The organism is Bradyrhizobium sp. USDA 4504 (assembly GCF_054063995.1).
Genome location: NZ_JBSSGV010000001.1, coordinates 5918971 through 5935996 on the forward strand (window position 1 = coordinate 5918971; position 17026 = coordinate 5935996).

Below are 17026 nucleotides of genomic sequence, written 5' to 3' on the forward strand. Positions count from 1 at the left end.
CTCTGCCTGCGTTTGACATTTGGCAAGCGGGAAAACGTCGCTGCGGTGCGGCGTCGCGGAGGTTTGCAATTCCGAGCCATCGTCCGGACAATTGCATCCGCTGCGTCAGTTCCTTCGCGCAAGTCCCGGAGCAATCTCGCGCCAGCGTGTCGCAAGGTCGAGCAGACGCTGCACGGCGGGCGAGACATCTTCTTCACGCCACGCAATCGTGAGCGGCGCCGTCACCGCCGGCGCGGCCAAGCGGACATACGCCACGCCGCGACCGGTCTGCGCGCGTGCCGCGGCCTCCGGGACGAGCGATACACCGACGCCGGCGGCGATCAGGCCAATCGCGGTTTGCAGATGCAGCACCTCCTGCGCGAGTCGCGGCGTGAATCCGGCGGCCTGGCACGCGGCGACGATCAGGCCGGTGACCGATGGCTCCGGCCGCGCCGGATAGAGCACGAAGGCATCATCGGACAATTCGGCAAGCGCAATGTCGTCCCTCTCGGCAAGCGGATGCGCGCGCGGCAACGCCGCGATATAGGGCTCCTCCAGGATCAGGCGCTGGGCAAGACCCGCCTCCGGCAATAGCGCCGGGCGTGCGAAGCCGACATCGATCCGGCGTCGCCGCAGCGCTTCGGCAATCTCGGCCGCCAGCATCTCGTCAAGCACGAGCTCGACGTCGGGACAGGCGTCGCGATAGCTGCCTATGATATCGGGCAGACCGGCGAACATCGCGGAGCCGACGAATCCGATCGCGAGCTTGCCGGCCTGGCCGCGCCCGACGCGCCGCGTGTCCGCAACCGCGGCCTCGAAATTTGCGAGCAGGGAGCGGGCGCGCGCAAGCAGCAGCTCGCCCGCCTCGGTGAGCCTGACAGGACGGCTATTCCGCTGCAGCAACGTCACGCCGAGTTCGTCCTCGAGCTGACGGATCTGCTGGCTTAGCGGCGGTTGCGCGATGTGCAGCCGCTCGGCCGCGCGGGTGAAGTTCAATTCCTCGCCGAGCGCCACGAAATATCTGAGATGTCGCAATTCCATGCCGTCGGTATAGCACGGCGGCGGGTGCCGTCAGTCATACGCAACAGCTCTGCAACCGTATCGAACGAGTATTGGACCGGACGCGCGAACGCGGACAGCCTGCGGCAAAGCACAGGGAGTCCTCATGACGGCGCTGGAAAAAGCCTTCGCGGAAGCAGCCGCGGCAGGCATCACACAACAGAAGATCGATATCGGCGGCCTGCGCGTCAATGTCGCGCGCTTCGGCAAAGGGCCGCCGCTGCTCCTGCTTCACGGCTGGCCGGAGTTCTGGCTGGTGTGGCGCCCGCTGATGCTGCGCCTCGGCGACAGTTTTGAACTGATCGCGCCCGACTTGCGCGGCTGCGGCGACACCGGCAAGCCGACACCGGGGCCCGATGCGTCCGCCACCGCTGAGCGCCACGCGCTGGACATGTTTGCCGTCATGGACGCGCTCGGTCATGACGGCTTCGGCGTCATCGGCGGCGATCTCGGCGCCTATGTCATGCAGGCGATGTCGCATCGTCAGCCGCAGCGGCTGACCGGCACGCTCTATCTCTGCACGCCCTATCCGGGCCTCGGCCATCGCTACGGCCAGCCCGGCCACCTGATCGAGGTCTGGTATCAATACTTCCAGCAGCTGCCATGGGCCGCGCAATTGGTCGGAAGCTCGCGCGAGTCATGCCGGCTCTACTTCCGGCATTTCCTCGACCACTGGTCGGGCGACGATCCCGCGGTGTTCGGCGACCTGCTGGAAGCCTATGTCGACAACTTCATGAAGCCGGGCAACATCCAGGGCGGCTTCGACTGGTATCTCTCGTCCGCGCCCAATCGCCGGCTCTGGCTGGAAGGCAAGCTGCCGGCGCAGCCGCGCATCGACGTGCCGTCGCGCTTTCTCTGGGGCCGCCGCGATCCGTTGATCGCGCCCGAATGGTCGGACAGGTTGAAAGACTATTGGAGCGAACCTTCGATCAGGTTCGTCGAGACCGGGCACTATGTTCACGCCGAGGCGCCCGGGATCGTTGCCGAAGAAGCAAGCGGCTTCTTCGGCAAGCTGATCAACCGCACGGGCGCGCGTTAGCGGCCCGGACGCAGCTCCAGGCTCTCGAGGCCGGCGGCGATGTTGATGCCGACCTGGCCCTGCACGCTGAGCGGCTGCAGGGCGATCGTGTTGTCGGAGCCGCGGACCAGCACGTTGCCGCCGACGCCGACACCGAGCGTCGCGCTGCCCTGCGCGCCGGCATAGTTGCCGGAGAGCGCACCCGGCCCGAGCCGCTCCACCGGCGCATAGACGCCCCAGGCCAGCGCCGATTCCTGGGTGATGCCGAGATCGATGCCGACCTTCTGGATGGTCGCGATGTAGCGATCCTCAGGCAGACCATTGGCGCGCAGCACGCAACCGAGATGGGTCACGGAACCGACGATGAAGCCGACGCTCGCGCCGCCGCGGCATTCAAGGACGCCGACCTGCACGCGCTGGATCGGCTGTTGGGCGCTGGCGCCAACGATTGCGGTCAGCGTGGCGATGGCGGCACCGGCGAGGAGAGTGAAGCGACGCATGTTGGGGAGTCTCCGGCTGAGAGGCATGACGCGAGCAGAGAACAGAACGGCGCCGTGTCTGCGGCGCCGTTCGCATCCTATGCCACAACATCGAACGTCCAGCCAGAATTTGCGGTGCCCGGCCACCGATTGTCAGGAGATGTTGCGGCGCTGCTGTTCCTTTCGGTCTGCCGATTGATCGAGCAATGGACAGCAAACAACAGACAACAAAAAAGAGGCCCGCCTTCGCGGGCCTCTTTGATCGAACACCGACCAGCCTAGAGCGTTTTCGAGCGAAGCGGATACCGGTTCGCGTGAAGAAAACGCGTCAAAACAAAATCTAGTGGTGGTGATGATGACGGTGGTGACGATGATGACGGCGCGGACCGCCGTAGGCGACCGGCTCGAGATCGATCCCGGCGATGCCGGCCGCGACGTTGAGGCCGGTCTGGCCCTGCACGCTGACCGGCTGCAGCGCGTAGGCATTGTTCGGGCCGCCGAACAGGAAGTTACCGCCGGCACCGAGGCCGACCGAGGCGTTGACGCCGACGCCGCCGTAGCTGCCGGCCAGCGCACCGCGCGGAAGCTGCGTGGTCGGCGCGCTCACGGCCCAGGCGAGCTGGGTCGTCGCGGTGACGCCGAGGTCGACGCCGATCCGCTTCACGGTCGCAACATAGGGCTCGGGCCGACGGCCGCCGCTCTGAAACACGCATTCGAGGCGCGCGACAGAGCCGACAACGAAGCCGACATTCTCGCCGCCCTGGCATTGCAGGACCCCGGCTTGAACCTGAGGCGCCGCGTTGGCGGTGGCGAACTGCGCCAGCAACGCAAGCGCTGCAAGGGTGAGGGTCGAAAGTCGCATTGAACTGTCTCCGCAAGGTGAACTGAATTGAATTCGCGCGGCGGACAGGAAGGAAGGCTCGTGTCCAAAACAAGGCAGCGCGCAAAGACGCCGTAAAAACTTCCCGCGTGTGGCATCGATGTTCGCACACACGCGCGTGAGGTGAGCAGGATGTGATTTGACTCGTCGAATCTACCGGCGCGATTTCAGCACACAAACAAAAACGCTCCCGCACCAGGTGCGGGAGCGTTTCTTGATTTCGGATCGACCTACCGCAGATTACCGCAGAAGCGCTGGATGCGCTTGCAGGCATCCTCGAGATCGGAAGTCTTGGTGGCGTAGGAGATGCGGAACGCGGGGCCGAGCCCGAATGCCGATCCCTGCACCACGGCGACGCCTTCGCTCTCGAGCAATTCGGTGACGAACGCCTCGTCGTTGTCGATCAGCTTGCCCGACGGCGCCTGCTTGCCGATCGTGCCGGCGCAGGACGGATAGACGTAGAACGCGCCTTCCGGCCGCGGGCATTCGATGCCGCTCGCCTGGTTGAGCATCGACACCACGAGGTCGCGACGCTCCTTGAACACCTTGTTGTTCGCGGCGATGAAGTCCTGCGGACCGTTGAGCGCCTCGACCGACGCCCATTGCGCGATCGACGACGGGTTCGAGGTCGACTGCGACTGGATCGTCGCCATCGCCTTGATCAGCTGCGCCGGGCCGCCGGCATAGCCGATGCGCCAGCCGGTCATGCAGTAGGCCTTCGACACGCCGTTCACGGTCAGCGTGCGATCGTACAGGCTCGGCTCGACCTGCGCCGCCGTGGTGAAGACGAAGTCGTCATAGACGAGGTGCTCGTACATGTCGTCGGTCATCACCCAGACATGCGGATGCTTGACCAGCACGTCGGTGATCGCCTTGAGCTCGCTCTTCGTATAGGCCGAGCCGGTCGGGTTCGACGGCGAGCACAGGATCACCCACTTGGTCTTCGGCGTGATCGCCTTCTCGAGATCTTCCGGACGCAGCTTGAAGCCGGTCGAGGCCGGGCACACCACCGGCACCGACTCGCCGCCGGCGAGCGCCACCATCTCGGGATAGCTGACCCAGTACGGCGCCGGGATGATCACCTCATCGCCCGGATTGATGGTCGCCATCAGCGCGTTGTAGAGCACCTGCTTGCCGCCGGTGCCGACGATGACCTGGTTCGGCTTGTAGGTCAGGCCGTTCTCGCGCGCGAACTTGTTGATGATGGCTTCCTTGAGCTCCGGAATGCCGCCGACATCGGTGTACTTGGTCTTGCCGGCCTCGATCGCGTGGATCGCTGCCAGCTTGATGTTGGCGGGCGTATCGAAGTCAGGCTCGCCGGCGCCGAGGCCGATGACGTTGCGGCCCGCGGCTTTCAGCGCGCGTGCTTTGTCCGTGACCGCGATCGTCGCGGACGGCTTCACACGGTCGAGCGCAGCGGACAGGAAGGCCATTATCATCTCCTGGCAAACGTCGTGAGCCGTAGGGCCACGACTTGATTTGAATGGGATCGCGGCACCCTAGGCCTGTCGCCGCTGCACCGCAAGAAGCTTGGCGGTAAAGCACGAAAACTTTCGCGCATGGCTCGCGGCGCGCGCAATTTTCCGCAAGTTCCGGCACCGGATGACTCATATCCGGCAAGGCCGGCGACCATAGCTCCGGTCTTGCCGGCGGGCCCTTCGGCGGCATGCGCCAGCGCGGATTGCTCCGAGGACAATGCCGCGCGGCAACCTGCCTGACGGCGCTAACGGCGGGTCGTCAACGCAGACCGGCGCGCGTCGTGCCGCCAAGGACGCGCGTTAAGGTTTGTGAATTGCAGCGCGCCGGCCATGGTCGCGACCTTGGCGATCGACCGCCACCGTGCAGAGCGTCGCGCAGGCGTGATCCGAGTTGTTCTGCCGTGTGGATGGAATCGTTCTGCACGTGTGCAGTGCAGTAGACGTTTCGACTTTTTCCACACTGCAGGGCTTGCGACGCACCCCCGTCAGCATCATTGTTTAGCGGCGTTGCGGTGTGACAGGCCGCGCAATTTTTAAGCGTACCGTCTCCCTGACCGAGTGAACCACGACGCAATGTACAAGCTCTATTCGATGCAGCGCTCCGGCAACAGCTACAAGGTCCGGCTGGCGCTTGCCGTGCTGAACACGCCGTACGAGGCGATCGAGATCGACATCCTGCGCGGCGAGAGCCGCACGCCGGAATTCCTGGCCAAGAATCCGAGCGGCCAGGTGCCGCTGCTCGAGGTCGCCGAGGGCCGCCATCTCGCCGAGTCCAATGCCATCCTCTGGTATGTCGCGATCGGCACGCCGCTGGCGCCGGAGTCGCGGATCGAGCGCGCCGAGGCGCTGCAGTGGATGTTCTTCGAGCAGCACGCGCTGGAGCCGAACATCGGCGCTGCCTATTTCTGGCTGTCGCTGGTCAAGGGCGGACGCGACCTGCAGACGCACGCGCTGGAGGACTGGATGGAGCGCGGCTATGCGGCGCTGCAGGTGATGGAAAATCACCTCAAGGAACACGCCTATTTCGCCGCCGGACAGCTCACCGTCGCCGACATCGCCCTTTACGGCTACACCCACGTCGCCGACCGCTGCGACTTCGACCTGGCGACCTTTCCGTCGATCCGCGCCTGGCTCAAGCGGGTCGAGCAGACCCCCGGATTTGTCTCGATGGACTGGCAGCCTGGTACCGAGGCCGAGCCTGAGCCTCGCCTCGCGGCCGGCGTCTGAACGGCCGGGTGTGAATCCAGGGAATAACGGGGAAACTGCCCAAATAACGGGCAAAACTCGCGCCACCGCCGTATTTTAGCCATTTTTGGACGGCGCCGCCGCCGCAATGTTGCCGGTGACAACCGGCAGATTCGCGCGGATGTCGCGAGTGATTCGCTCGCGGCCTGAGGGATTTAGACCATGAAACGGTGGTCCGGCACGGCAGGCTTCGATGGCCGCCCTGCCCCGGTGGCATCATCCCGGCTGACGAACGCGATCGCCGCGTCGCTCGCGCTCGGCGCGCTGACGTTGTGCCTGGTCGTCGCCGTGACGGTGCTGTCGAGCAACATCACCATGGCAACGGCGATCCCGGCGTAATCAAGCAATTTCCGGTTGGCACCTGATCCGCGGCAAGGCGCGGGAGAGACAGCGGCGCGACATGATGAAGACCCCCGTCGGACTGGTGACCGTGACGCTGTCGGCGGCGATCCTGCTGGCGGCATCGCTCCTGATCGTGACCGGCACGCAAGGCGAAGACCGCGCACGCCCCGCGCATGTCACGACGCCGACCGCCAAGCCGGCCCCGCACCACTAAAGCGCAATGAGATCAGGTCGAACCGCGGCGGCAGTGTGCTCCCTCGCCCCGTTCTTACGGGGAGAGGGTTGGGGTGAGGGGCTCTTTCCGCGTATTCGGAGATCGCTGCATTTGCGGAGAGTCCCCCTCACCCGGAACGCATCTAACGATGCGTTCCGACCTCTCCCCGCACACGGGGCGAGGTGAAGCATTAGCCCCATTTGTGGAAGATCAGAAACGCGCCGGCGGCGATGAAGGCAAATCCGAGCGCGTGATTCCAGCCCAGCGGCTCCTTCAGGTACAACACCGAGAAGGCGGCGAACACGACCAGCGTGATCACCTCCTGCATGGTCTTGAGCTGCGCCGCCGAGTAGACCGCGCTGCCCCAGCGATTGGCCGGCACTGCCAGCCAGTACTCGAAGAAGGCGATGCCCCAGCTCACCATGATGACGATGGGGAGCGAGTGATCCTTGAACTTGAGATGGCCGTACCAGGCGAAGGTCATGAAGACGTTCGAGGCGAACAGCATCAGGATCGGCAGCAGCGACGGCGAAATGGCGGGCATCGAATGTCCTCTTGCAAGCAAAGCACGCGGTAACCCGCAGGCACGGAACCGGGTTCCGTGCCGATCTGCATATCATTTGATTTGAAAGCAGCGAAAGCTGGTTCGGCCCCCGCAACGCCCGCTTAACGGTCGGGACGGAAATGCCGGCGCGGTTGCGGCCCTGTCGTCAAACTGCGGCTTTATCGTTCGTTTGATAGATAGCGAGAACGCGCATGCGGTTCGACTGGCGTGCAATTTCAGGTCCGGCCCTGACGGCGATCACGGCATCCGCCGCCTTCCTGCTCGATCGCCTCGTTGTCGCCGTCCCCAATCCCGCGCCGCTGTTCGTCTGCATCGTGGCGCTTGCGAGCTCGATCAGCGGCATCACCTCCGGGCTGATCTCCGCCGCGATCGCGGTGGCCGCCTCGGCGCTGTTCTTCCTCAATCATCGCGCGCTGCCCGGTTACGACACCGCCGACGTCGCGCGGATGCTGATGCTGGCGGCGACCGCGGCCGGCACCGCCGTGATCACCGGAATGCTACGGCAGAAATGGATCGACGCCTTTGCTGCGGACCAGCAGCATCACGCCACCGCGGAGCGGCTCGCAGCCGCGCTCGACCAGGTCGACATCGGCATCGTGCTGCTCGACGCCGACACCCGCGCCGAATTCATCAACCGCGCCTTCCGCGACTATTTCGCGCTGTCGGATGCGCAGGCCGAGAGCAAGCCGCCCTTCGTCGCACTGATGTATCACGGCCGCGACACCGGCGCCTATGAACTGCCGGAAGACGAGCTGAGCGCATTCATCGCCGAGCGCATCGCGATGATGCGCGCCGGCGACTCCACGCCGATCAATCTCAACCTCGCCGACGGCCAGGTGCTGCGCTTCAGCTGCACCGCACTGCCGGACGGCGGCCGCATGCTGAGCTACACTCCGGTCACCGACCTCGTGCGGCACACCGACGATCCCGCCAAGGCCGATGAATATCGGGCCCAGCGCGCCGGGCGCGAGCGCCGTCTGGCGCGGCTGCTGCGCGCCGCCGAGTGAGGCGCGACCTCGTCCGCAATTGATCCTGCGAGATAGCGACGGTAGAACCTTGCGAGCGGTGCGGAGACATCGCCCGCAACGCAGGATCATCCAGGAATCCTCCATGGCCAACGACGTCACCATCCGCTTCGTCACCCGCGACGACTACGCCCAGTGGCTTCCTCTGTGGGACGGCTACAATGCCTTCTATGAGCGATCCGGGCCGACCGCGCTCGCGCCCGAGATCACCGCGATGACGTGGGAACGCTTCTTCGATGCCTATGAGCCGGTGCACGCGCTGGTCGCCGACGCCGGCGGCAGATTGCTCGGGCTGACGCATTATCTGTTTCACCGCTCGACCACCGCGATCGCGCCAACCTGCTATTTGCAGGATCTGTTCACCAGCGAAGCCGCACGCGGCAAGGGCGTTGGCCGCGCGTTGATCAACGGGGTTTACGCGCAGGCCAAGCTCGCGGGATCGCCACGCGTCTACTGGCAGACGCATGAGACCAACCACACCGCGATGCAGCTTTATGACAAGGTCGCAGACAAGCCGGGCTTCGTCATCTATCGCAAGATTGTCTGAGCGGATCTTCGCGGCCTGTGGATTGAATAGAGGTGTCACCGGCACGTTACAAAGCCCGGCTAGGCTTCCGCTCGCGCAGATCAGGCCCCCCGTCTCAGATCTTCGCCAAGCGGTCCCCGTCAGTCGCCGCGTCTGACCGGGACCGCTTTTTTTGCGGCATCTCATTTTGCGACATCGTCATGCGTGATCGGCGGTAGGACGGCGCCTTGCCGGGCCCTAGTGTGCTTGTCACAATACGCGGCACCGCTCGCCTATCCCACAGGATTGTCTCATGGAAATTCGTAATCTCGGCGGCTCCGGGCTGCGCGTGTCCGCGGTCGGCCTCGGCTGCAACAATTTCGGCCAGCGCACCGACCTCGAGACCTCGCGCAAGGTAATCCACAAGGCGATCGATCTCGGCATCACGCTGTTCGACACCGCCGACATCTATGCCGGCATGGGCGGCTCGGAGACCGTGCTCGGCACCGTGCTGGGCGACCGCCGCAAGGACATCGTGCTCGCCACCAAATTCTCCAAGCCGATGGCGACCGACGGCACCAAGCAGGGCGCCTCGCGGCGCTACATCATGTCGGCGGTCGAAGCGAGCCTCACTCGCCTGAAGACCGACTATATCGATCTCTACCAGCAGCACGACTACGATCCGCTCACCCCGATCGACGAGACGCTGCGCGCGCTCGACGATCTCGTCCGCCAGGGCAAGGTGCGCTACATCGGCAACTCCAACTTCCCGGCCTGGCGGATCGCCGAAGCCGAGTACGTCGCGCGCCAGATGAACATGAACCGCTTCGTGTCCTGCCAGGACGAATACAGCCTCCTGGTGCGCGGCATCGAGAAGGACCTGCTGCCGGCGGCGCAGCAATACAATCTCGGCCTGCTGCCGTTCTTCCCGCTCGCCAGCGGCCTGTTGACCGGCAAGTACCAGCGCGGCGCCGCTGCACCCGCCGATACCCGCTTCGCCAAGGCGCCGGCCCTGAAGGATCGCTACGTCACGCCGCGCAACGAGGACATCGTCGAGAAGCTGCAGGCGTTTGCCAGGGAGCGCGGCCACGCCATGCTCGAGCTCGCCTTCTCCTGGCTCGCCGCCCGCCCGCAAGTCGCAAGCGTCATCGCCGGGGCGACGCGTCCCGAGCAGATCGAGCAGAACGTCAAGGCGATCAGCTGGAAGTTCTCCGCGGAGGAGATGGCGGAGATCGATGGGATAACGAAGGCGTGAAGCGAACGGCACTCTCTCCGCTCCCTGTCCCCGTCCTTCACGGGGAGAGGGTTGGGGTGAGGGGCATCTATCCGCGCAACTCAGTCTGAATTGTAATCAACACACCCTCGACGTTGCCGAGCACATCGTTGTTCCAGAAGCGAAGCACGCGATAGCCCTCCCCGGTGAGATACCAGTCCCGGACCACGTCTGCAGCTGAGTCCGCGTGCTGACCGCCATCCACTTCGATCACGAGCCGTCGCTCGCGGCAGACGAAGTCGCAAATGTAACTCCCGACCGGCACCTGCCGTGCGAACTTATGGCCATCAATCTGGCGATTGCGGATGCGATTCCAAAGCACGGTCTCCGCGTCCGTTTGATTGGCGCGCAGCCCTTTCGCGAGTCGGATAGGTGTTTCCTTGCGGCCACGCATTGCCCTGCCCCTCACCCGGAAGCAACGCGATGCGTCGCTTCCGACCTCTCCCCGCAAAGAGCGGGGAGAGGTCGAGGAAGTCAAGCCACCAGCCCCTTCATCGGCTTTACCGGGGCGCTGTCCGGAAACACGGCATCGGCCAGCACGCGCTCGCCGAGGCCGAACTGGTCGTGCAGCACGCCCTTGATCACGGCGCGCAGGTCGGTGGTCGGGGCGAGGTCGCGGGCCTGGTAGAGATTGGCGGGCTTGAGGCCGGGCCAGTCGGTGATCATGCGGCCGCCATTCACCGCGCCGCCGGCGAGCAGCGCGATGGTGCCGGTGCCGTGGTCGGTGCCCTCGGTGCCGTTGATGCGCGCGGTGCGGCCGAACTCGGTCGCGACCACGATCACGGTGTCGCGCCAGCGCGCGCCGAGGCCGCTCTGGAATTCCGCCAGCGCGCCGTCGAGGCCGCCGAGCAGTTGCGCGAGGCGGCCGACCGGCCCGCCTTCATTGGCATGGGTATCCCAGCCGTCGAAGGCGAGCGCGCCGATCCTCGGGCCGTCATCGGCCGCCATCAATTTCGCGGCGCCCCGCGCCACGAGGCGCATCGCCGCCACGCCGCCCGCCCCGGGCTTCGGCTTCATCTCCTCGCCCTGCGCCTGCTTCTCGAGCTGCAAGCCTTGCGTCAGCGCGCTCGCCAGCGCCGGATCGCGGTGCTGATAGAGATCGAGCAGCCGCATCGCGGTGTCGTCGGCGGCTTGCGGTAGCGCGGTCGGGGCCCAGCCGACGGTCGGCGCCGCGCCGCGCAGCACCAGCGGCGTGGTCGGGCCGACCGCGAGCGCGCTCGTCACCCGCTCGCCTTTCGGCAAGGCTTCCAGCGCGCGATTGAGCCAGCCGGACTGCACGCGGCCCGGACCGGGGAAGCCGCTTTCCAGCACGTCCTGACCGTCGAAATGCGAGCGATCGCGATAGGAGGTCGCCACCGCATGAACCACCGCGGCCTGCTTGGCGCGATACATCCGCGAAAATTCCGGCATCGCCGGATGCAGGGCGAAGAACTGATCCAGCATCACCGCCGCGTTCGGGCCATCGGGGCGCAGCGCGATCGCGCCGTGCAAGCCGGCATAATCAGGATCGCCGACCGGTGCGACCGTGGCGAGGCCGTCGAGTGCACCGCGCAGGATGATGGTGACGAAGCGCGGATCGCGGCCATCGGCGGCGCGCGCGAATTTCGGGAGGTAGGCCCAGGCCGCAAAGGAGGCGCCGCCGAGCAGCAGCGCGCGCCGCGACGTCGCCTGCAGCATCAGGCTCTCGGAGCATTCCATCGTCATCTCCTCTGGAACTCGGGCGACATCAACAGCAGCGCCAGCGCCTGCTGCCGCGATTCCGCGCGCTCGATGGTGCGCCGCGTCTCGGGCGAGGCTGCATCGGCGGCAATGAGCTCGAGCAGGTCGCGCGGGTCGAACCGGTCGGCGAGCTGGGAGGCGACTTGCGCCGAAATGTCGAGCCTGAGCTTGATGCCTTCAGGCGCCGCCCAGGCCGCGGCGGTGTCCGAAAATCCGTTCGGCCCGGCCGGCGACCACAGCGGCTGGCCGAGCACATTGAGGCCATTGAGATAGCGGCTCGGATCCTCGGGATTGCGCGCCAGCAGGCGGCCGGAGGCGACCAGGAATTCGTAAGGCGAACGCATCTTTGTCAGCGGCGCCTGCCAGGCCTCGCTGGACTGAACGAGCGCGGTGGCCAGCGCCCTGAGATCGCCGTCCGTTTTCGTGAATGTATCCTGCAGCCTCGCCACCAGCGCCGGCGGCGGATCGTCGGCAACGAAGTGGCGCGCGAACTTGGTCGCGATGAATTTTGCGGTCGAGGGATGCCGCGCGATGTCCGACAGCACGGCCTCGCCCTGCGCAACGCCCGCCTGCGCGTAGGTCTTGCCGAGCACCTGCTGCGGTCCGGGCTGGTGCGCATTGGCGTTGAACACGAAGCTGCCGGGCACACCTAACTGCCCACGGCGGCCGGCAAAGGTCCAGCCGGTGATGACGCGCGCCAGCGAGGTCACGTCGTCCTGGGTGTAGCCGCCGCCGACGCCGAGCGTATGCAGCTCCATGATCTCGCGCGCGAGGTTCTCATTCAGGCCGCGATTGCGGTTGATGCCAGCGCGCGACTCCGGGCCGAGCGATTGCTGATTGTCGAGAAAGAACAGCATCGCCGGATGCTGCTCGACGGCCTTCAGCATGTCCGGGAAACGGCCGAGCACATGCGGACGGATCGCCTCGCGCTCGAACGAGCCGGCCCACATCCGCGCCAGCGCGCCCTTGTTGGCGGAGACGCAGAAGTGGTTGGACCAGAACACCACGAGCCGTTCGACGAAGCCGCAATCGGCGACCACGCCGCGCTGCAGGCGCGCCAGCGCCTCGGCGCGGAACGTCTTCTGGATGATGTTGAGCGGTTGCGCCGGCGGCTTGGGGGGACCGGGCACCGTCTGCATCGTCGGAGGCTGCATCGGAGCCGACGGCGTCATCGCCGCGTTGGCGCCATCGGCGCCCTGCGCCTGCATCGCCGGATCCTTGCCGGCGATCTCCTTGGCGGCCGTGGACAGCGACAGATTGCGCCGCTGCGCCGGCTTTGCGTCGGACCCTTGCGGCGGTGTCTCGCTCGCGCCTTGCTGCGCGACCTTCGCGGCATTGCGCGCCTGCTGGATCTCGAACTGATAGTCGAACACCTGCTTGCCGAGCTCCGGCGTCGAGAGCAGGCCCGGCACTTCGAGCAGCGCGCCGTTCGGACGCGCCAGTTCCGCCAGCACGAAACCGCGCGGATCGGAGGCGGCGTTGATGAAGTCGCCGGACGCCCCGCCGCGGGCACCGAATCCAAACCGGTTGAGAGCAACCAGCGCGGCTTGCGAATCACGGGCCATCAGAATTCCCTTAACGGCCTATCCCGGCTATATCAGTTGCCTGGCATCATAGCGCGGTCCGGGATGAACCCGAGATTAATTCGCGCATTAAATCGCGGTTAGAATGGACCTCTCGTCAAACGATCGTTCCAAACCAGCATCTCCGCGCCAGCTTGCCTGCACGGCATGCGGCAGCGAATTTTCCTGCTCGCTCACCGGAGCATGCTGGTGCTGCGATGAGAGTTTTCGCCTGCCGATGCCGACCGATGGCGGCGACTGCCTGTGCCCCGCATGCTTGCGGAAGCTCGCGGAACAGCAAGCAGCGGTGAGCGCCACGTGAACGCACGCTGGACCGTCGACGCCGTCCTGCTCGACATGGACGGCACGCTGCTCGACACCGAGAAGGTTTACTTCGACAGCCTGGTCGCGGCGCTGAACGTGTGCGGCTACACCGACGACGTCGTCGCGCTGTGCCACTCCATGGTCGGGCTTCCCGGCCCGGTCTGCGAGGCGATGCTGCGCGACCATTACGGCGCGGCGTTTCCGCTCGCGGACGTCAACCAAGCGTTTCTCGAACATCGCGATCGGATGATGCGGTCGGGCCTGCCGCTCAAATCAGGCACGCTCGCTCTGCTCGATGCGCTCGCGCTTGCGGAGCGCCCGATGGCGATCGTCACCTCGTCATCGCGCCGTTCGGCCGAACGCAACCTCACCCTCGCCGGCATCCGCGCGCGCTTCGACACGCTGCTGACGCTTGACGATGTCGCGCAGGGCAAGCCGGATCCGGAGCTCTATCTCAAGGCCGCCGCGCGGCTCGGCGTGAGGCCGGCGTCCTGCATCCCGGTGGAAGACTCCAACCACGGCGTGGCGGCGGCGCACGCCGCCGGCGCGATCACGCTGATGGTGCCGGACATGGCGCCACCGACCGACGAGACCCGTGCGAAATGCGCAGCCGTGTTGCCGGATCTCAACGCCGTGCTGGCGCTGCTGCAGGAGCGCGGCGCGCTTTAATCGTCATTGCGAGAAGGTCTCGCCGCAGGCTGCTGCACCTCTCTCGCGTGCGGGGAGGTCGTATCGCATCGAAGATGCGATTCGGGTGGGGGCTCTCTCCACGATGTGACTCGTGGAGAGAGCCCCCACCCCAGCCCTCTCCCGCTTGCGGGGCAGGGAGCGCACCGCCTTCGCGACTACCATTCAACCTACTCTCGTCATGTCCTAACCCCGCTTAAGCCCTGCTTCCCCAGCGCCGTCTCGATCAGTGTGCGCGCGGCCTCGCCGGCGGTCTCCATGTAGCTCGGGTCGCGATGCAGCAGCACCACGGCGAACGATCCGTCCAGCAGCAAGAGGATCTGCCGCGCCAGTTTGAGCGGATCGGCGATGCCCTGCTCCGCGAAGGTCGCGCGCAGCCAGTCCTCGAACTTCTTCTTGTGCGCGGCGCCGATCCTGATCGCGGGATGCCCGGGCATGTTGGCGAGTTCGGCGGAGGTGCGCAGGAAGCCGCAGCCCTTCCACTTCGGATGCCGCGCCGAGCGCGCGAGGTTCCTGAAGATCGCCTCGACCTTCACCGGCAGGCCACCCTCGGCCTCCGCGAACCACTTTCGGAACAGCGCGAGATTGGGCTGGTCGCGCGCGGCGAGATAGGCAGCGACCAGATCGTCCTTGCTCTTGAAGTGATAGTACAGCGTGCGCTTGGTGAGGCCGGCCTTGGCGGCGACCTCGTCGACGCTGACGCGGCGAATGCCTTCATTGTAGAACAGCGCGCTCGCCGCCTGGACGATGCGCTCGCGGGTGGGCTCGGAGGGTCTGGGCATGGCGCGTATGTATACTAACCAGTGAATATATACAAATTGCGGCTGGCCCTACATTCGGCCCGACACACAATTGCTGGAGACTGCATCATGCCCGCCCCCATCCTGCTCGAGATCACCGACGCGATCGCCCTGATCACCCTGAACCGTCCGGAGCAGCTCAACGCGCTGAACTACGCGCTGATCGATCAGCTGATGGCCGCGCTCGACCGCATCGAGGGCGACGCTGAGGTGCGCGCCGTGATTTTGACCGGGGCCGGCGAGCGGGCCTTCTCGGCCGGCGCCGACATCAAGGAGTTTTCCGAGAGCGTCAAGCAGGGCTCCGCCGTCGCGGTGCGCGACTTCGTCCGCCGCGGCCAGGCCATGACCGCGCGGCTCGAGGCATTCAAGAAGCCCGTGATCGCCGCGATCAACGGGCTCGCCTTCGGCGGCGGCTGCGAGATCACCGAGGCGGTGCATCTCGCTGTCGCCAGCGACCGCGCGCTATTTGCAAAACCCGAGATCAAGCTCGGCATGCCCCCGACCTTCGGCGGCACGCAGCGGCTGCCGCGGCTGGCCGGACGCAAGCGCGGACTTGAATTGCTGCTGACGGGCGATCCGTTCCCGCCCGAGCATGCGCGCGAGATCGGGCTGGTCAATCAGGTCGTGCCGCACGATCAGCTGCTGACCGCCGCGCGCGAACTCGCCGGCCGGATCACCAGGCATTCGCCCGGATCGGTCGCCGGCACCATCACCGCGGTGACTCGCGGGCTCAACATGCCGATTGCCGAGGGCCTTTTGGTCGAGAGCGAGCAGTTCGCCGCGCTGGTGCCGGGCCGCGATCTCGCCGAGGGGCTCTCGGCGTGGAAGGAACGGCGGCCGGCGAGGTATGTCGGGGCTTGAAAACCCGCGAGTGCTACATCCGTCATTGCGAGCGAAGCGAAGCAATCCATCGACCCGCATACGCGGAAAGATGGATTGCTTCGTCGCTTCGCTCCTCGCAATGACGGAGGAGTTCGCCCTACCGCACCACCGCCGCGGTCTGCCCGAACAAGAGCTTGCGCTCTTCCTCGGTGCGGATCGCGGGCTGGCCGAAATTCGGATTGACCTCCTTCGCCTTGGCATAGGCGCGCACGGTCGCCGGGCGCTTGCCGATCGTCTCCAGCCAGCGCTTCAGATGCGGGAAATCGTCGATCTCCTGGCCCTGGTTCTTGTAGGGCACGACCCAGGGATAGCTCGCCATGTCGGCGATCGAGTAGTCGCCGGCGACGAATTCGCGGTCGGCGAGCCGCTTGTTGAGCACGCCGTAGAGCCGGTTGGTCTCGTTGACATAGCGGTCGATCGCGTAAGGCAGCTTCTCGACGGCGTAGTTGCGGAAATGGTGGTTCTGCCCGGCCATCGGCCCGAGCCCGCCCATCTGCCAGAACGTCCACTGGATCGCGTCATAGCGGCCATGGATATCGGCCGGCAGGAATTGTCCGGTCTTCTCGGCGAGATAGAGCAGGATCGCGCCGGACTCGAACAGCTGTAGCGGCTTGCCGCCGCCTTTCGGCGCGTGATCGAGGATTGCGGGGATGCGGTTGTTCGGCGCGATCTGCAAAAAATCCGGCTTGAACTGATCGCCCTTGCCGATGTTCACCGGGAAAATCTTGTACTCCAATCCGGTTTCCTCAAGGAACATCGTTATCTTGTGACCGTTCGGCGTGGACCAGTAGTGAAGGTCGATCATGGGCGTGATCCTGCATTGCCAGGGACTGCCGATGTCGTGCATCGGCGAGAAAGATGCGAATGCATTGACTTGGGCGCATAACCGCAGCCAAGTCAATGGCGCCCGCATTGCAGCGCGCGCGAATGTGATCTGCGGCCAGCGCAAGTGCCCGATTGAGCCGCGTCCCGATTGCTCCTAGGCTCAAC

Annotated in this window: 20 protein-coding genes; 10 read left to right on the forward strand and 10 right to left on the reverse strand. The window is 65.7% G+C overall.

Going from position 1 to position 17026, the window contains the following annotated elements; translation table 11 throughout:
• Positions 1 to 105 precede the first annotated feature (105 nt).
• Positions 106 to 1020: a LysR substrate-binding domain-containing protein gene (locus tag ACVMB1_RS27905; RefSeq protein WP_076829893.1), complete on the reverse strand. Its 915-nt coding sequence runs from the start codon at positions 1018 to 1020 to the stop codon at positions 106 to 108.
• Positions 1021 to 1144: 124 nt separating this feature from the next.
• Between ACVMB1_RS27905 and ACVMB1_RS27910 the strand changes: the two genes are divergently transcribed.
• The gene (locus ACVMB1_RS27910) at positions 1145 to 2077 is read left to right on the forward strand and encodes an alpha/beta fold hydrolase (RefSeq protein ID WP_083715109.1); all 933 of its coding nucleotides are present in this window, start codon (positions 1145 to 1147) and stop codon (positions 2075 to 2077) included.
• On the opposite strand, the gene ACVMB1_RS27915 is transcribed toward ACVMB1_RS27910, so the two are convergent.
• From ACVMB1_RS27915 to ACVMB1_RS27925, 3 genes are all read right to left on the reverse strand, one after another.
• On the reverse strand, positions 2074 to 2556 hold the full coding sequence (locus ACVMB1_RS27915) for a DUF992 domain-containing protein (protein WP_456849390.1): 483 nt from the start codon (positions 2554 to 2556) through the stop codon (positions 2074 to 2076). The genes ACVMB1_RS27910 and ACVMB1_RS27915 overlap by 4 nt on opposite strands.
• A gap of 319 nt (positions 2557 to 2875) precedes the next feature.
• The gene (locus ACVMB1_RS27920; RefSeq protein WP_076829891.1) at positions 2876 to 3397 is read right to left on the reverse strand and encodes a DUF992 domain-containing protein; all 522 of its coding nucleotides are present in this window, start codon (positions 3395 to 3397) and stop codon (positions 2876 to 2878) included.
• Positions 3398 to 3645: 248 nt separating this feature from the next.
• Complete coding sequence (locus tag ACVMB1_RS27925; RefSeq protein ID WP_076829889.1) at positions 3646 to 4848, reverse strand: pyridoxal phosphate-dependent aminotransferase; 1203 nt, start codon at positions 4846 to 4848, stop codon at positions 3646 to 3648.
• A 618-nt stretch (positions 4849 to 5466) separates the two neighbouring features.
• On the opposite strand from ACVMB1_RS27925, the gene ACVMB1_RS27930 reads away from it, so the two are divergent.
• The 3 genes from ACVMB1_RS27930 (at position 5467) to ACVMB1_RS27940 (ending at position 6694) form a co-directional block, all read left to right on the forward strand.
• Complete coding sequence (locus tag ACVMB1_RS27930; RefSeq protein WP_057015955.1) at positions 5467 to 6120, forward strand: glutathione S-transferase family protein; 654 nt, start codon at positions 5467 to 5469, stop codon at positions 6118 to 6120.
• Between the two features lie 180 nt (positions 6121 to 6300).
• The gene (locus ACVMB1_RS27935; protein ID WP_168859259.1) at positions 6301 to 6477 is read left to right on the forward strand and encodes a hypothetical protein; all 177 of its coding nucleotides are present in this window, start codon (positions 6301 to 6303) and stop codon (positions 6475 to 6477) included.
• A 61-nt stretch (positions 6478 to 6538) separates the two neighbouring features.
• Positions 6539 to 6694 carry a hypothetical protein gene (locus ACVMB1_RS27940; RefSeq protein ID WP_168859260.1) on the forward strand — a complete coding sequence of 52 codons (156 nt, stop codon included), beginning with the start codon at positions 6539 to 6541 and terminating at the stop codon, positions 6692 to 6694.
• A gap of 190 nt (positions 6695 to 6884) precedes the next feature.
• On the opposite strand, the gene ACVMB1_RS27945 is transcribed toward ACVMB1_RS27940, so the two are convergent.
• Complete coding sequence (locus tag ACVMB1_RS27945) at positions 6885 to 7238, reverse strand: DMT family protein (RefSeq protein ID WP_076829887.1); 354 nt, start codon at positions 7236 to 7238, stop codon at positions 6885 to 6887.
• Positions 7239 to 7450: 212 nt separating this feature from the next.
• On the opposite strand from ACVMB1_RS27945, the gene ACVMB1_RS27950 reads away from it, so the two are divergent.
• The 3 genes from ACVMB1_RS27950 (at position 7451) to ACVMB1_RS27960 (ending at position 10044) form a co-directional block, all read left to right on the forward strand.
• Entirely contained in the window at positions 7451 to 8266 is an 816-nt protein-coding gene (locus tag ACVMB1_RS27950) for a PAS domain-containing protein (protein ID WP_076829885.1), read from the forward strand.
• Between the two features lie 103 nt (positions 8267 to 8369).
• Positions 8370 to 8831 (forward strand): N-acetyltransferase family protein, encoded by a 462-nt coding sequence (locus ACVMB1_RS27955; protein ID WP_456849392.1) that lies wholly within the window; start codon positions 8370 to 8372, stop codon positions 8829 to 8831.
• Positions 8832 to 9102: 271 nt separating this feature from the next.
• Complete coding sequence (locus tag ACVMB1_RS27960; protein WP_076829881.1) at positions 9103 to 10044, forward strand: aldo/keto reductase; 942 nt, start codon at positions 9103 to 9105, stop codon at positions 10042 to 10044.
• A 67-nt stretch (positions 10045 to 10111) separates the two neighbouring features.
• Here the strand turns inward: ACVMB1_RS27960 and ACVMB1_RS27965 are convergent, their stop codons facing one another.
• The 3 genes from ACVMB1_RS27965 to ACVMB1_RS27975 form a co-directional block, all read right to left on the reverse strand.
• Positions 10112 to 10456, reverse strand: a complete 345-nt coding sequence (locus ACVMB1_RS27965; RefSeq protein ID WP_057015131.1) for an endonuclease domain-containing protein — start codon at positions 10454 to 10456, stop codon at positions 10112 to 10114.
• Between the two features lie 80 nt (positions 10457 to 10536).
• Positions 10537 to 11766: a DUF1501 domain-containing protein gene (locus ACVMB1_RS27970; RefSeq protein ID WP_076829878.1), complete on the reverse strand. Its 1230-nt coding sequence runs from the start codon at positions 11764 to 11766 to the stop codon at positions 10537 to 10539.
• Positions 11763 to 13346: a DUF1800 domain-containing protein gene (locus ACVMB1_RS27975; RefSeq protein WP_076829875.1), complete on the reverse strand. Its 1584-nt coding sequence runs from the start codon at positions 13344 to 13346 to the stop codon at positions 11763 to 11765. The genes ACVMB1_RS27970 and ACVMB1_RS27975 overlap by 4 nt, the downstream gene beginning before the upstream one ends.
• A 315-nt stretch (positions 13347 to 13661) precedes the next feature.
• Between ACVMB1_RS27975 and ACVMB1_RS27980 the strand changes: the two genes are divergently transcribed.
• Entirely contained in the window at positions 13662 to 14336 is a 675-nt protein-coding gene (locus ACVMB1_RS27980) for an HAD family hydrolase (protein ID WP_076829870.1), read from the forward strand.
• Positions 14337 to 14533: 197 nt separating this feature from the next.
• On the opposite strand, the gene ACVMB1_RS27985 is transcribed toward ACVMB1_RS27980, so the two are convergent.
• Positions 14534 to 15136, reverse strand: coding sequence for a TetR/AcrR family transcriptional regulator (locus tag ACVMB1_RS27985; protein WP_076829867.1), 603 nt, complete (start codon positions 15134 to 15136; stop codon positions 14534 to 14536).
• 87 nt (positions 15137 to 15223) lie between these two features.
• Between ACVMB1_RS27985 and ACVMB1_RS27990 the strand changes: the two genes are divergently transcribed.
• Positions 15224 to 16015 (forward strand): crotonase/enoyl-CoA hydratase family protein, encoded by a 792-nt coding sequence (locus ACVMB1_RS27990; RefSeq protein ID WP_076829865.1) that lies wholly within the window; start codon positions 15224 to 15226, stop codon positions 16013 to 16015.
• Between the two features lie 118 nt (positions 16016 to 16133).
• On the opposite strand, the gene ACVMB1_RS27995 is transcribed toward ACVMB1_RS27990, so the two are convergent.
• On the reverse strand, positions 16134 to 16841 hold the full coding sequence (locus ACVMB1_RS27995; RefSeq protein ID WP_057019046.1) for a glutathione binding-like protein: 708 nt from the start codon (positions 16839 to 16841) through the stop codon (positions 16134 to 16136).
• On the opposite strand from ACVMB1_RS27995, the gene ACVMB1_RS28000 reads away from it, so the two are divergent.
• Positions 16840 to 17019 carry a hypothetical protein gene (locus ACVMB1_RS28000; protein ID WP_057019045.1) on the forward strand — a complete coding sequence of 60 codons (180 nt, stop codon included), beginning with the start codon at positions 16840 to 16842 and terminating at the stop codon, positions 17017 to 17019. The two genes, ACVMB1_RS27995 and ACVMB1_RS28000, sit on opposite strands and share 2 nt — an antisense overlap.
• Positions 17020 to 17026 lie beyond the last annotated feature (7 nt).